This is a genomic window from Klebsiella sp. S69 (assembly GCF_016516145.1).
GTDB classification, from domain to species: Bacteria; Pseudomonadota; Gammaproteobacteria; order Enterobacterales; family Enterobacteriaceae; genus Klebsiella; species Klebsiella oxytoca.
Map to the genome: position 1 here is coordinate 1 of NZ_JACVUU010000016.1, position 14,642 is coordinate 14,642.

Annotated in this window: 12 protein-coding genes and 1 tRNA gene; 6 read left to right on the forward strand and 7 right to left on the reverse strand. The window is 52.8% G+C overall.

The annotated features are described in order from the left end of the window. Window positions 1-317: 317 nt before the first annotated feature. Window positions 318-1,736 carry a glutamate--tRNA ligase gene (gene gltX, locus IAE27_RS16130; RefSeq protein WP_200092665.1) on the forward strand — a complete coding sequence of 473 codons (1,419 nt, stop codon included), beginning with the start codon at window positions 318-320 and terminating at the stop codon, window positions 1,734-1,736. 60 nt (window positions 1,737-1,796) lie between these two features. On the opposite strand, the gene IAE27_RS16135 is transcribed toward gltX, so the two are convergent. Both IAE27_RS16135 and IAE27_RS16140 read right to left on the reverse strand, forming a co-directional pair. Further along, window positions 1,797-2,189: a YfeC-like transcriptional regulator gene (locus IAE27_RS16135; RefSeq protein WP_004104316.1), complete on the reverse strand. Its 393-nt coding sequence runs from the start codon at window positions 2,187-2,189 to the stop codon at window positions 1,797-1,799. Between the two features lie 4 nt (window positions 2,190-2,193). Further along, the gene (locus IAE27_RS16140) at window positions 2,194-2,547 is read right to left on the reverse strand and encodes a YfeC-like transcriptional regulator (protein WP_004104315.1); all 354 of its coding nucleotides are present in this window, start codon (window positions 2,545-2,547) and stop codon (window positions 2,194-2,196) included. A 219-nt stretch (window positions 2,548-2,766) separates the two neighbouring features. Between IAE27_RS16140 and IAE27_RS16145 the strand changes: the two genes are divergently transcribed. Further along, window positions 2,767-2,842 (forward strand) — tRNA-Ala (locus IAE27_RS16145). Between the two features lie 197 nt (window positions 2,843-3,039). Further along, the gene (locus IAE27_RS16150) at window positions 3,040-5,220 is read left to right on the forward strand and encodes an EAL domain-containing protein (protein WP_200092668.1); all 2,181 of its coding nucleotides are present in this window, start codon (window positions 3,040-3,042) and stop codon (window positions 5,218-5,220) included. A 42-nt stretch (window positions 5,221-5,262) separates the two neighbouring features. Here the strand turns inward: IAE27_RS16150 and IAE27_RS16155 are convergent, their stop codons facing one another. After that, complete coding sequence (locus IAE27_RS16155) at window positions 5,263-6,465, reverse strand: NupC/NupG family nucleoside CNT transporter (RefSeq protein WP_004104312.1); 1,203 nt, start codon at window positions 6,463-6,465, stop codon at window positions 5,263-5,265. Window positions 6,466-6,810: 345 nt separating this feature from the next. Between IAE27_RS16155 and IAE27_RS16160 the strand changes: the two genes are divergently transcribed. Beyond that, the gene (locus IAE27_RS16160) at window positions 6,811-8,046 is read left to right on the forward strand and encodes an Nramp family divalent metal transporter (RefSeq protein WP_004114311.1); all 1,236 of its coding nucleotides are present in this window, start codon (window positions 6,811-6,813) and stop codon (window positions 8,044-8,046) included. A gap of 41 nt (window positions 8,047-8,087) precedes the next feature. Here the strand turns inward: IAE27_RS16160 and IAE27_RS16165 are convergent, their stop codons facing one another. Further along, window positions 8,088-8,435: a DUF2502 domain-containing protein gene (locus IAE27_RS16165; protein ID WP_004104306.1), complete on the reverse strand. Its 348-nt coding sequence runs from the start codon at window positions 8,433-8,435 to the stop codon at window positions 8,088-8,090. 130 nt (window positions 8,436-8,565) lie between these two features. Beyond that, on the reverse strand, window positions 8,566-9,558 hold the full coding sequence (mgrA, locus tag IAE27_RS16170) for an L-glyceraldehyde 3-phosphate reductase (RefSeq protein WP_200092670.1): 993 nt from the start codon (window positions 9,556-9,558) through the stop codon (window positions 8,566-8,568). 175 nt (window positions 9,559-9,733) lie between these two features. Here mgrA and IAE27_RS16175 point away from each other — a divergent pair, with 175 nt between their 5' ends. Next, window positions 9,734-11,395, forward strand: a complete 1,662-nt coding sequence (locus IAE27_RS16175) for an alpha-keto acid decarboxylase family protein (RefSeq protein ID WP_154022301.1) — start codon at window positions 9,734-9,736, stop codon at window positions 11,393-11,395. Here the strand turns inward: IAE27_RS16175 and IAE27_RS16180 are convergent. Continuing rightward, window positions 11,392-12,627, reverse strand: coding sequence for an ion channel protein (locus IAE27_RS16180; RefSeq protein WP_135800587.1), 1,236 nt, complete (start codon window positions 12,625-12,627; stop codon window positions 11,392-11,394). The two genes, IAE27_RS16175 and IAE27_RS16180, sit on opposite strands and share 4 nt — an antisense overlap. A 262-nt stretch (window positions 12,628-12,889) precedes the next feature. Between IAE27_RS16180 and glk the strand changes: the two genes are divergently transcribed. After that, window positions 12,890-13,855, forward strand: coding sequence for a glucokinase (gene glk, locus IAE27_RS16185; RefSeq protein WP_004104302.1), 966 nt, complete (start codon window positions 12,890-12,892; stop codon window positions 13,853-13,855). Between the two features lie 43 nt (window positions 13,856-13,898). Here glk and IAE27_RS16190 read toward each other — a convergent pair whose 3' ends face one another. Then, window positions 13,899-14,636 (reverse strand): LytR/AlgR family response regulator transcription factor, encoded by a 738-nt coding sequence (locus IAE27_RS16190; protein ID WP_200092671.1) that lies wholly within the window; start codon window positions 14,634-14,636, stop codon window positions 13,899-13,901. Window positions 14,637-14,642 lie beyond the last annotated feature (6 nt).

The following is a 14,642-nucleotide window of genomic DNA, read 5'->3' on the forward strand; positions in this document are numbered from 1 at the left end:
TCGAACCGCCGACCCCCTCCTTGTAAGGGAGGTGCTCTCCCAGCTGAGCTAATCACCCCCGCTGTGTGGAGTCGCATTATAGGGAGAGTTGAAAATGAGTCAACGCCTTTTCTAAATAATTTGTTTGTTCGTCGTAAAATTAAACAAAACGATCGCAATGTCATCTATGGCGCATGATTTATAAACAAAAAGGGTAAAGCTTGACGTTGAAACGGTAACAACATTGAGGAATCAGCCCACGGTGTTAGAATATTCCTCCATAAAATCCAACGAACACTGCCGCATGTCGGCACCTTTATCAAACGTAAGGCCACTTCATGAAAATCAAAACTCGCTTCGCGCCCAGCCCGACAGGCTATCTGCACGTTGGCGGCGCGCGTACTGCTCTCTATTCCTGGCTTTTTGCACGTAACCACGGCGGTGAGTTTGTGCTGCGTATTGAAGATACCGATCTTGAGCGCTCCACGCCGGAGGCCATTGAAGCCATCATGGATGGTATGAACTGGCTGAGCCTGGAATGGGATGAGGGTCCGTACTTCCAGACCAAGCGTTTTGATCGCTATAACGCCGTCATTGATGAAATGCTGGAGGCGGGCACGGCCTATAAATGCTATTGCTCTAAAGAGCGTCTGGAAGCGCTGCGTGAAGAACAAATGGCAAAAGGCGAAAAGCCGCGTTATGACGGTCGCTGCCGCCATGGTCACGAACATCATGCTGATGATGAACCTTGCGTTGTTCGTTTTGCCAACCCGGAAGAGGGGTCCGTTGTTTTTGACGACCAGATCCGCGGTCCGATCGAATTCAGCAACCATGAGCTGGACGATCTGATTATTCGCCGTACCGATGGTTCTCCAACCTATAACTTCTGCGTCGTGGTTGACGACTGGGATATGGAAATCACCCACGTTATTCGTGGTGAAGACCATATCAACAATACACCGCGCCAGATTAACATCCTGAAAGCGCTGAATGCGCCTGTGCCGGTTTACGCCCACGTTTCGATGATTAACGGCGATGACGGTAAAAAATTATCCAAGCGTCACGGCGCGGTCAGCGTTATGCAGTATCGCGACGACGGCTACCTGCCGGAAGCGCTGCTGAACTATCTGGTGCGTCTGGGATGGTCAAGCGGCGACCAGGAAATTTTCTCTCGCGAAGAGATGATTAAGCTGTTTAGCTTGGGAGCGGTGAGCAAATCTGCGAGCGCGTTCAACACCGAAAAACTGCAGTGGCTGAACCATCACTATATCAACTCGCTGGCCCCGGAATATGTGGCAACGCATTTACAGTGGCACATTGAGCAGGAAAATATCGACACCCGTAACGGCCCGCAGCTGGCTGAGCTGGTTAAGCTGCTGGGCGAACGCTGCAAAACGCTGAAAGAGATGGCGGCGAGCTGCCGTTATTTCTATGAAGATTTTGCCGAGTTTGATGCCGATGCGGCGAAAAAGCACCTGCGTCCTGTTGCTCGTCAGCCGCTGGAAGTGGTACGCGATAAATTAGCCGCTATCAGTGACTGGACAGCGGAAAATGTTCATTACGCGATTCAGGCGACGGCTGATGAACTGGAAGTCGGGATGGGCAAAGTCGGGATGCCGCTGCGAGTTGCCGTAACCGGCGCAGGCCAGTCTCCGGCGCTTGATGTGACCGTGCATGCAATTGGCAAATCCCGTAGCGTAGAACGTATCAATAAGGCGCTGGCCTTTATTGCTGAACGCGAAAGCCAACAATCCTGATACTTGAAACAGACATTGCAAAACGGTGGGGATAGCTAACCCCGCCGTTTTTTTTGCCTGCTACTTTGCATCAGTAATACCAAGCCGGGAGAGAAATCCGCTAATCCCCTCGCGCGCAAGAAGATCGCGCAGGTGTAACTGTTCAGTCGGGGTCATCAGGTGCATGGTTTCGACAATCTGCCGCCATATGGCGTCAGCATCATTCACAAAGTATTTGACGGGCTGTTCAGCCAGCTGATTATCTATCGCCAGATGCCGTAGCGCCGGAATATTGGCGAGGAAATCGATAACCGGCCTGTCGATGACGATAAGACGAGCGCGCCCCCCTTTGACTCCGGGTATCGGTTCCGTCCGCCATTTTTGTTCTCTGGCCCAGCGGTTTATGGTTTGTCGGGCGAGGTTAAGACTCTCGGCGAGCTCCGCTGGCGTCATTTTATCTTTAAGTTTCATCATGCTTTCACCGATCGCGGATACCCAGTCGGTTGAGTAATCCTGTGATCCCTTCACGCAACAGCAGCGACATCAGCAACTTTTGCTCACCCGGCGTCATCTCTTTGCACAGCGTAAGAAGCAGAGATTCCAGTTCGTTATCCGTTGCGGAGTAGGGGACCGGGTTTTCGGCCACGCGCTGCGCGCTGCGTATGAATTCGCGAACCTGCTCATTGACATGTACGAGGCGCGCTTTACCGCCCTGAACGCCGGGGCGCGGGGAGGTTTGCCACCCCTCTTTACGTACCCATTTGTTTATGGTTTGCCGACTGAAGCCAGTCAGATGCGCTATTTCTTCAGGTGTCATTCGTTCCTTGAGCATACTATTTCCTGAGTAAATATGTGGGAATTAGTTGCACATGTTATAGCATCCTTTTACAGGAAAGAGTGACATGTTTAGCTTCTGGCTGCGATAAGGCTCGCAATGTCAGCCGTTTGCCTGCTTTTTCAGCGATCAAATTGCGGGGATTCATTTTGCCGTTGACACCTGACGAAGGAATTCATATTATGCCGCCCGTCAACACGACACGCTTTACGTTACGGGGCTATAGCTCAGCTGGGAGAGCGCTTGCATGGCATGCAAGAGGTCAGCGGTTCGATCCCGCTTAGCTCCACCAAATTCCGAACCCTCGCTGCGGCGGGGGTTTTTGTTTTTATCAGGGAAATGTAAAGTACTTTCTGAATAAGTCAGTAAATCTCCGCGTTAAGTAATTTCAGATTTTTTCACTATTTAAAATCTTGCCTGCCTTTATTAAGCAACATAATATTTGCTGCCTAAATATATTTGTTGCCGCAGGAGTTTTAATTAACAATAATGATTGATCATTTTAACATTAAGATCAAAAAAACTCTGCTGGCCCTTCTGGTCTGCTTTATAGCCATTCCGCTGTCCAGATTTATTTCTCCTCAAACTATTATTGACGGAAATCAAATTTATCTGGCATGGCTGCCGTTGAGCTTAATGTATGCTGTGCTTTTTATTTTTGGCCGCTATGCCGTTGCTCCATTGGTAGTCGCGTTTGCGATTACCAATGCCTGGATAATCGATCTGACCTTCACTCAGGCGGTTATCCTGCTTTTTTGCCAGCTCTTCTCGGTATTCCTCTCCTGCGCTATTGTCCGTTATCAGCTTGGAAGGCGCTGGCGCGCCGGGCTGACGGCGAAACATATGGGCGTGAGGGTTTTCTGGGGCGGTTTCTTCGCGCCAATTCTGCTCAAGATCACAATGTATCTGGCGGGGCGCTTCTTTTCGTTTCCGCTGGCGATTTCCAGCTATTTCGGCAATATGTCGGTTATCTACACCGTTATCGATATACAGAGCCTGATTAGCGCTGCGTTAATTTTTACGACCTTCTTTTATTATCCGTTGCGGATGATTATCAGTCCGCGATATGCGCGAGTATTCTGGCGCAATCTTTGTCATTCATGGCAAGTGCGCGAGCAGCGAGTATTTACGCTGTACTGGTTTGTAGCGCTGGCGGCAATATTACTGGTGCTATGTACGCCTTATGATTCTGTTTTTATTGCTGGTTATTTAGTTCCTCTTATTTTCATTTTGTACTTTATTGGTATTAGTCGTCTGGCGCATACGCTGATTCGCATTTCGTGGTCCGTTTCAGCATTTTTACTCGTGGCCTATAACCAGAATTTTTTGCATGGGGTACAAAGTGAATATTCCCTGTCATTTGTGCTTTCGGTGCTAATTTGTTTCACTATCTGTCTGTTTTATATGGCGGATATCTACGCGCGCAGTGAAAGAATGAAGTTCAGATGGCGAGACCAGGCGGAAGAAGATCCGCTAACCGGTTTGCCCAATTTGCGTGCGCTGGAGAGTCATCTGCAGCGTAACCCCGCGGTTGCTATAAGCAGCCTGCGAATACAGAATCTGGATTTCCTTAGCCGCCATTACGGCATGATGATGAGGGTTGAGAGCAAACGGCAAATCGCCTGTAAGCTACAGCCGCTATTGTCTCAGGGCGAGCGGATTTTTCAGCTTCCCGGCAGCGAGCTATTGCTGGTGCTAAACGGCCCTGAACCTGAGGCGCGTTTAAATCATATCGTTTCCACGCTTAACCATAAAAAGTTTAGCTGGAACAACCAGACGTTGGATCTCGAGTTTGGCGCATCGTGGGGAGGCTATAGCGGTACCGAATCGGATATTCACCCGATGCTTGGTCAGCTTAGCTGGCTATCGGAGCAGGCCGGCGCGGCTCGTCGCGTGTTAGCGCTTGACGCCGCTCAGGAACAGATTTCCGATCAAACAAGCGAACAGGTCCGGCTGCTGGCGCAGATTAAGCAGGCGCTTAACGAGCGCGGTCTGGTACTGTATGCCCAGCCCATCCGCGATGCCGCAGGAAAGGGATACTATGAAGTTCTTTGCCGTATGCGCTGCGGTAATAACATCATTACGCCCGATAAGTTTATTCCGCCGATCGCGCAGTTTAATCTGAGCCAGCGCTTTGATATGCAGGTACTGGAAACGCTGTTCAGCTCGCTCAGGCACCATCAAGGGCAGCACTTCTCCGTGAATCTGCTGCCCTATACGCTGATGCAAAAGGATAGCGCGACGCAAATTATCTCGCTTTTTAAACGCTATAACCTGTCGGCGGAGGCGATTACGATTGAAGTCACCGAAGAGCAGGCGTTTTCCGATGTGGAAACCAGTATGTATAACATACAGCAGCTGCGAGAATTCGGCTGCGCTATCGCTATCGATGATTTTGGCACCGGCTACGCTAACTATGAGCGGCTGAAAAGCCTGCAGGCCGATATTTTAAAAATTGACGGTTGCTTCGTGCGGGATATCGAAACCGATCCGCTGGACGCCATTATGGTCAAATCGATTATCGAAATGGCTAAGGTTAAAAAGATGAAGGTGGTGGCGGAATACGTTGAAACGCCGGAGCAGCGGGAAAAACTTCTTCAGCTAGGGGTCGATTACCTCCAGGGGTATCTGGTGGGTAAACCGCAGCCGCTGAGCGAGCTGCGGACGTAAAAAAGCCGGGACTTGCCCGGCTTTCTCTCTAGCGAAGAGGGATTACAGTACCAGCGCGGCGATAGACGCAGAGAGCACGCTCACCAGAGTAGAACCGTAAACCAGCTTCAGGCCGAAGCGAGAAACCACGTTGCCTTGCTCTTCGTTCAGGCCTTTAATTGCGCCAGCGATAATGCCGATAGACGAGAAGTTAGCGAAGGAGACCAGGAAGATAGAGATGATACCTTCCGCACGCGGTGAGAGCGTGGCGGCCACTTTCTGCAGATCCATCATGGCGACGAATTCGTTAGAAACCAGCTTGGTTGCCATAATACTACCTACCTGCAGCGCTTCGCCTGCCGGTACGCCCATGACCCACGCCACCGGATAGAAGATATAGCCGAGGATCCCCTGGAAGGAGATGCTATAGCCAAACCAGCCGGTAACGGTGGCGAACAGGGCGTTCAGCGCGGAGATCAGGGCAATAAAGCCAATCAGCATGGCGGCCACGATAATCGCCACCTTAAAGCCCGCCAGGATATATTCACCCAGCATTTCGAAGAAGCTTTGGCCTTCATGCAGATTAGACATCTGCAGATTTTCTTCGCTTTCGTCAACGCGATACGGGTTAATCAGCGACAGAACGATAAAGGTACTGAACATGTTGAGTACCAGCGCCGCAACAACGTATTTCGGCTGCAGCATGGTCATGTACGCACCTACGATAGACATGGATACCGTAGACATCGCGGTCGCAGCCATGGTGTACATGCGGTTGCGGGACATTTTGCCAAGAATATCTTTATACGCGATGAAGTTTTCAGACTGACCCAGAATCAGCGAGCTGACTGCGTTAAAGGATTCCAGCTTGCCCATACCGTTGATTTTGGACAGTACGGTACCGATCGCGCGAATGACGATAGGCAGAATACGAATATGCTGCAAAATACCAATCAGCGCGGAAATGAAGACGATAGGGCACAGAACTTTCAGGAAGAAGAAAGCCAGGCCTTTGTCGTTCATGTTGCCGAAGACAAAGTTTGTCCCTTCATTGGCAAAGCCGAGGAGTTTTTCGAACATCTCGGAGAAGCCCTTCACAAAACCCAGACCAATGTCAGAGTTCAGGAAGAACCAGGCCAGCAGCACTTCAATGACAAGCAGCTGAATGACATAACGAATACGAATCTGCTTACGGTTGTGGCTGACCAACAGGGCCAGAATAGCCACCACTACGATCGCGAGAATAAAGTGCAAGACGCGGTCCATATTTGCTCCAAATATGAGGCAGGTTAAATTTCTGTGCACATTCTATGTAACAAGCGCAAAGAAAACGAGAGCCAGCACACACTATTGCAAGGATATGTGACTAATGGCAAAAATAGTGATCAACCATGCATTTTTGTTATGTTACGTAAAAGTTTTAAAAGTTGCGCTGTTGTACTATTCTGATGACTGATTAAGAGAATTTATCAGTTCCCCGGTTTTAAGTTACTGACCTGCTATCGTTCCCCCTATCACAGCAATCATTATCATCGCTCCAAATGAACTTGATAATCATTCGCATTTTGATAGCATAAAACATAGCAAAGGCTATATTTCCAGAGGCAGAAAATGACAAACAGTCGCGTTGAGAATAGCAGCGGTCGCGCAGCGCGCAAGATTAAGCTCGCCCTGATGGGGCCTGCGTTCATTGCTGCCATTGGCTATATCGATCCGGGTAATTTCGCCACTAACATCCAGGCCGGCGCCAGCTTTGGCTACCAACTGCTATGGGTGGTCGTGTGGGCAAACCTGATGGCGATGCTGATTCAGGTGATGTCGGCGAAGCTGGGTATCGCTACCGGTAAAAATCTGGCAGAGCAAATTCGCGACCACTACCCGCGTCCGGTGGTGTGGTTTTACTGGGTGCAGGCGGAAATTATCGCTATGGCGACCGACCTTGCAGAGTTTATTGGCGCAGCCATTGGATTTAAGCTGGTGCTCGGCGTGTCATTGCTGCAGGGCGCGGTATTGACGGGGATCGCGACGTTCCTGATCCTGATGCTACAGCGCCGCGGACAAAAACCGCTGGAAAAAGTCATCGGCGGACTGCTGCTGTTTGTTGCGGCGGCTTATGTCGTTGAACTTATCTTCTCCCAGCCGGCGCTGGCGCCGCTGGCGAAAGGCATGCTCGTACCGTCTCTGCCAACCAGCGAAGCGGTATTCCTTGCCGCCGGGGTATTGGGGGCGACCATCATGCCGCATGTTATCTATTTACACTCGTCGCTCACTCAGCACCTGCACGGGGGGACGCGCAAAGAGCGCTATAACGCCACGCGCTGGGATGTTGCCATCGCTATGACCATCGCAGGTTTTGTTAACCTGGCCATGATGGCGACCGCCGCCGCGGCCTTCCATTTCAATGGTCACACCGGCGTTGCCGATCTCGATCAGGCCTATCTGACGCTGGAGCCGTTGTTGAGCCACGCGGCAGCCACCATCTTTGGGCTGAGCCTGGTCGCCGCCGGTTTATCCTCCACGGTTGTAGGCACCCTGGCGGGGCAGGTCGTAATGCAGGGTTTTATTCGCTTTCATATCCCGCTGTGGTTTCGTCGGGCCATTACCATGCTGCCTTCATTCATTGTGATTTTGATGGGGCTTGATCCGACGCGTATTCTGGTGATGAGCCAGGTCTTGCTGAGCTTCGGTATCGCCCTGGCGCTGGTGCCGCTGCTCATCTTTACCAGCAATGCGCGGCTGATGGGGGATCTGGTTAATTCCCGGTGGGTGAAAGTGCTGGGGTGGGCGATTGTCGCGGTGGTTGTGGTGCTCAACGGCTGGCTGATTGTTGGAACGCTGGTCGGTTAAGCAGGTAATTAAAAAGGGAGCCGGATGGCTCCCTTTTGCGATTAATGATGCCCGTGACCATGGCCGCGGCCGCCATGGCCTCGTCCCCAGCCGCCGCGTCGGTCGTCGCGATCTTTCCAGCCTTCGCGATAGCCGCGTTCGTAGGCTTTACCTTTATCCCAGCCGCGATGCCAGCCGTTATCGTGACGACGCCAGCGGTTATCGCGCCATTCATAGTGTTTACGCCAGTAATCACGGTCGCGCCAGCCGCCACCGTCCCAGTAGTTACCATAATTGTCGCGATCGCCAATTTGTAATTTTATTGATGGCAACAGGGTGATTTCACCAGCGTTAGCGACCAATGGCGCTGAAGCCAGAAGCACTGCAGCCAAAATCAGTGACCTGAACATACTCTTCTCCTTCACGATCGGGGCCGTTGTCGGCCTGTTAACCCGATATTACGGGGCAGTAAAGCCCCGTCGCATCGGAGGAACTCCTAAATCGCCAGTGAGAGCACTTTTTGCTAAAGTAAAAATGAATTTACACCGCAAGGATTGCGTCAATCGTTGCCTGTTCTTCGGCGGTGAAACGGCGGTTTTCCAGCATGCCAATCGCATCGTCGAGCTGCGTGGTTTTGCTGGCGCCAATCAATACCGAAGTCACTTTCTCGTCGCGCAGCACCCAGGCCAGGGCCATCTGCGAGAGCTTCTGCCCGCGGGCTTCGGCCAGTGCGTCAAGTTGACGAATCTTTTCCAGTTTGCTTTCGGTAAGCTGATCCGGTTGCAGGAATTGACTGCCGCTGGCGGCGCGGGAATCCGCCGGAATGCCGTGCAGATAACGGTTAGTTAACTGGCCGCCGGCAAGCGGTGAAAACGCTATACTTCCCACTCCTGCGCTCTGCAGGAAATCGAGTAACCCCCCCTCGACCCAGCGTTCGAACATGGAATATTTAGGCTGATGAATCAGACACGGTGTGCCCAGCTCGTTAAGAATATTGACGGCTTCACGGGCCTGTTCGAGAGGATAATTCGATAATCCAACGTACAGGGCCTTCCCCTGGCGGACGAGATGGTCCAGCGCGCGCATGGTTTCCTGCAGCGGCGTTTCAGGATCGGGACGGTGGTGGTAGAAAATATCGACATAGTCGAGGCCCATTCGTTTAAGGCTTTGGTCGAGGCTGGCAATCAGATATTTGCGTGAGCCCCAGTCGCCATAGGGGCCGTCCCACATGGTGTAACCGGCTTTACTGGAGATAATCAGTTCATCGCGATAGTGCAAAAAGTCCTCTTTCAGGATGCGACCAAAATTGCTCTCCGCGGAACCCGGCGGTGGCCCGTAGTTGTTGGCCAGGTCGAAATGGGTGATGCCGAGATCGAATGCGTGACGCAGAAGCTGACGGCTGGTTTCCACCCGCGTTTCGTCGCCGAAATTATGCCAAAGCCCAAGAGAAATTGCCGGTAGCTTTAGCCCGCTATGACCGCAACGGCGGTATTCCATCGTTTGATATCGCGTGGTGTTTGCCTGGTAAACCATACTTCCTCCGCACTTAAACAGGGTTGTGTATACGTTTACACTAAAGAATGTTTGCCGGCGAGTATACTCCCGGAACGCGTAAATTTTGCTTTCCACCGTCTTTGTTGAGTGCAATCTGGACAGCGCAACTGCTTATTCAATACTCAACTTACCTGCACGAGAGGAGAGTAAGGATATGCAACCGACTTATACCATTGGCGATTATCTGCTGGAGCGTCTCGTAGATTGCGGCATAGACCGCTTGTTTGGCGTACCTGGTGATTACAATTTACAGTTTCTCGATAGCGTTATTGCGCAGCAGAATTTAGGGTGGGTAGGTTGCGCTAACGAGCTAAACGCGGCCTACGCCGCTGATGGCTATGCGCGTATCAAAGGCGCAGGCGCGCTGTTGACCACCTACGGCGTCGGCGAACTGAGCGCGCTTAACGGTATTGCCGGCAGCTACGCCGAACATGTTCCGGTTCTGCATATTGTCGGCGCACCCTCAACCGGCGCGCAGCAGCGCGGCGAGCTGCTGCACCATACGCTGGGCGACGGTGATTTCAGCCACTTCTCGCGCATGAGCGAGCAGATTACCTGCTCTCAGGCGGTACTGGCGGCGGGAAATGCCTGCCATGAAATCGACCGCGTACTCAGCGAGATGCTCACCCATCATCGCCCCGGTTATTTGATGCTGCCTGCCGATGTGGCGAAGGCAAAAGCGACACCCCCTGCACATCCTTTGCTTATTCCGAGTCTGCCTGCCGATGAGAACCAGCTGGCGGGATTCCGCGAGCACGCGGAGCGGATGCTCAGAAGTCGTCGTCGCGTATCGCTGCTGGCTGATTTTCTTGCTCAGCGCTATGGGCTACAAAATGTTCTCCGAAAATGGGTCGCCAGCGTGCCCGTCTCCTGCGCCACGATGCTAATGGGCAAAGGGCTTTTTGATGAGCAACAAAGCGGTTTTGTTGGCACTTACAGCGGGATTGCGAGCGCAGAGGAAACCCGCGAGGCCATTGAAAACGCTGACACCATTATTTGTATCGGCACCCGTTTTACCGACACCATTACCGCGGGCTTTACCCAGCATCTGCCGCAGGAAAAAACGATTGAAATTCAGCCGTTTGCCGTTCGGGTAGGCGACCACTGGTTCAGCCGGGTTCCGATGGATAAGGCGCTCGAAATAGTCATCGAGCTCTCCGCAAGTCTGGCGGGGGAATGGGTGCCGCCGAATATTCAGGCGCCCGGGGTGAGCGGCGCGCCTGAAGGAAGCCTGACGCAGAAAAACTTCTGGAGTACGGTGCAGGAACAGCTCCGTCCGGGAGACATTATTCTTGCCGATCAGGGAACCGCGGCTTTTGGCGCCGCCGCGCTTAAGCTGCCCACTGACGCAACGCTGATTGTCCAGCCGCTATGGGGATCGATAGGTTTCACCCTTCCGGCAGCCTACGGGGCGCAAATAGCAGCGGCGGACAGAAGGGTCGTGCTGATTGTCGGCGATGGCGCAGCGCAGTTAACTATTCAGGAACTGGGATCGATGCTCAGGGATAAGCAACGTCCGCTGATTCTGTTGCTCAATAACGAAGGCTATACGGTGGAGCGCGCGATTCATGGCCCCGAGCAGCGGTATAACGATATTGCGCTCTGGGACTGGAATCGTCTGCCTGATGCTTTTGCTCCCGATGTCCCGTCCCGATGCTGGCGCGTGACTCGCACGCATGAGCTGAGAGAAGCAATGAACAGCAGCGTCGCCTCAGACAGACTGACGCTGGTGGAGGTGATGCTGCCCAAAATGGATATCCCCGACTTTCTGCGCACGGTCACTCAGGCGCTGGAAGAGAGGAACAGTCGCGTTTAATCGCTATGCTTTCTGGCAATCATCAACGGCTTTCCGGCCAGCAGCAACCAGGCCGGAAGCATAACGATGCACAGTAGCGGCAGTAGCGTGGTATCCGACACGACCACTGCCGCCATAAACAGGCTCAGCCAGCCATCACGCGTCACTACCAGCGTCAGGCCGAGGATAGCGCAGGAAACCGTGATGGCTGCCGGCACGGCGGGAACGTGTGCATGCAGCATCAGACCGAGCGCGACGCCGACGAACACGGCAGGAAAAATACGCCCGCCGCGAAAACCGCAGGCGGCGGCAAGTATCAGCGCCGCAAGCTTGATCACGGCAATAAGCAGGTAATCATTGGCGCCAAGCGTCAGGCTTACCGGCAACTGCTGCATCTCATCAAGGCCTTTAAATAGCGTGATATGCCCGCCGATGACGCCCAGAATCCCTAATAAAAACCCGCCGACGCCCAGCGTAAGCACAGGATTTTTCAGACGATGCATCAGCGTGTGTAGACGCGGCAGGCACCAGACGGCGACCATGCCAACGGCAATCGCGATAAGCGTCACGATGGCGCCGCTAATAATGTCGACGAAGCGCAGCTCCGACAGATAAGGCAGCGGTAGCGAAAAATGGGGGTGAAAAAACAGGCTGGTGGTCAGGGAACCCGCTGCCGCCGCAAGCAGCGGAGCGAATAGCTTGTCCCACAGGGGAACATCGTTGCTGCCGTTCAGCGTTTGCGAAAATATCAACGCCGCCGCGACCGGAGTGCCAAATAGCGCGCCGATGGTGCCGGAGGCGGCGAGAATCGTCCAGTCCAGAGGGGTAATGCGTGGAAACAGGCGACTGCCCGCCGCAGCCGCCAGGGCGATATTTACGACCATAATAGGATGTTCCGGCCCCAGGCTAACGCCGCCCGCCAGGCCCACTATCAGCGCCGCAAGCAGACCCGGCAGCGCGCTGGTGCTGACCGGTGCGCCTATCAGCGACTCTGTTGCCGGGTCCGGTCCCGCGTGCCCGGGACTAAAGCGCACGATCAGCCCAACGGCGATGCCGGTTCCGGTGAGAATAGCCATCGTCCACAAAGGGCCATCGGCATTGATGCCTACGCTCGCAGGCAGGCTGGTCCACAGGATATTTTGCAAAACGGCGGCTATTTTCATCGCCACGATTAAAACCAGACTGCAAGCAATACCAATGATGACTGCGGGTATCGATAATAGGAGCATGGTTCTGGCGCGCGGGTGCAGCATGAAAATATCCTTCTGAGTATCCTTGGCACTAATTTGCATGGACTCGTAAAGAGCGTCGACGCAAATGGTGCTGAAACGATAAAGTAATGATGCAACCTGAAAATTGTAAGCGCCAGGATGCTCAATTTTTCATGAATTTCAGTTCAATTGTGACGCAGATCGCTAAACCAGGGGCGCTTATGCGTTGGTCGTTGTTGTTAGCGCTTCATGAATTTAGAGTGTGCCAAAAGAATTATTTTGACTTTAGCGGAGCCGTAACGGAATGACAAAATTTGCTTTAGTAGGGGACGTAGGCGGAACGAATGCTCGTCTGGCGTTGTGCGATCTGGCAAGCGGGGAGATCTCCCGTGCAAAGACCTATTCCGGGCTCGATTATCCCAGTCTTGAAGCTGTTGTTCAGGTCTATCTGGAAGAGCATAACGTCAAGGTTGAGGACGGCTGTATAGCCATCGCCTGTCCCATTACCGGCGATTGGGTGGCGATGACCAACCACACCTGGGCATTTTCTATCGCCGAGATGAAAAAAAATCTGGGGTTCTCGCATCTGGAAATCATTAATGATTTCACGGCGGTGTCGATGGCGATCCCGATGTTGAAAGCCGAACATCTGATTCAGTTTGGCGGCGCGAAGCCGATTGAAGGCAAGCCGATAGCCGTCTATGGCGCAGGTACCGGGTTGGGCGTTGCTCATCTGGTTCATGTCGATAAACGCTGGGTGAGCCTGCCGGGAGAGGGCGGGCACGTGGATTTTGCGCCTAACAGCGAAGAGGAAGGCATTATTCTGGAAGAGCTGCGTACCGAGCTGGGTCACGTCTCCGCCGAGCGCGTACTTTCAGGGCCCGGACTGGTGAACCTTTATCATGCGATCGTTAAATCTGACGGACGTCTGCCCGAAAATCTGCAGCCTAAGGATGTGACTGAACGTGCGCTGGCCGATACCTGCATCGATTGCCGTCGCGCGCTATCGCTATTTTGCGTCATTATGGGCCGCTTTGGCGGTAACCTGGCGCTGACGCTCGGTACTTTTGGCGGCGTGTATATCGCTGGCGGCATTGTGCCGCGCTTCCTCGATTTCTTTAAAGCTTCAGGTTTTCGCGGCGGTTTTGAAGATAAAGGTCGGTTTAAAGCCTTCGTGCAGGATATCCCGGTCTATCTGATCGTCCACGACAATCCGGGGCTACTGGGATCCGGGGCCCACCTGCGTCAGACTCTGGGACAGGTTCTTTAATCCTGACGTTAACCCGGATAAATCGCTTATCCGGGTAACTTTCCTACAGATGCATGAGCTGGCGAAACTCTTTGACCTTGCTGCGGCTGACCGGAACCTGGAACTCCAGATCGCGAAGCCGCAGAATATAGGTGTTGTTAAACCAGGGTTCGATTTCGCGAATTTTGTTCAGGTTGACGCAGTACGAGCGGTGACAGCGGAAAAAGTGCGCCGTCGGTAGCTTGTTGCAGAACTCCGTAATATTCATCGGCATCACAAATGACTCTCTTCGGGTATAAACAAAAGTCATCTTTTCATGCGCTTCCGCATAGTAAATATCGTGAATGCTGGTGACGATAATCCGCTCATCTTTAATCAGATTAATGATGTCATTTTCCCTGGCCGGATTAGGCATCGCACCGGCGCTCGGCTGCTGCTGTTGCTGCCAGGCGCTGGTCAGCTTTTGCAACATATTAATGATGCGCGATTCCTGATAGGGCTTCAGGATGTAATCAAAGGCTTCCAGCTCAAAGGCTTCCACCGCATGCTCTTTCCACGCGGTAATAAATACGATAAAGGGCTTATGCGCGAACTGGCTGATATTTTGCGCCAGTAGTACGCCATCCAGCGAAGGAATATTGATGTCGAGAAAAATGGCGTCGACTTTGTTGTGTTGTAAAAACTTCAGTACGTCCAGCCCGTCGTCAAAGGTGCCGACAATCTCCATCTCGCTATGGGTGTTAATCAACCAGGTGAGCTCTTGCTGCGCAAGGAACTCATCTTCAACAATGATGACTTTCATTTTATC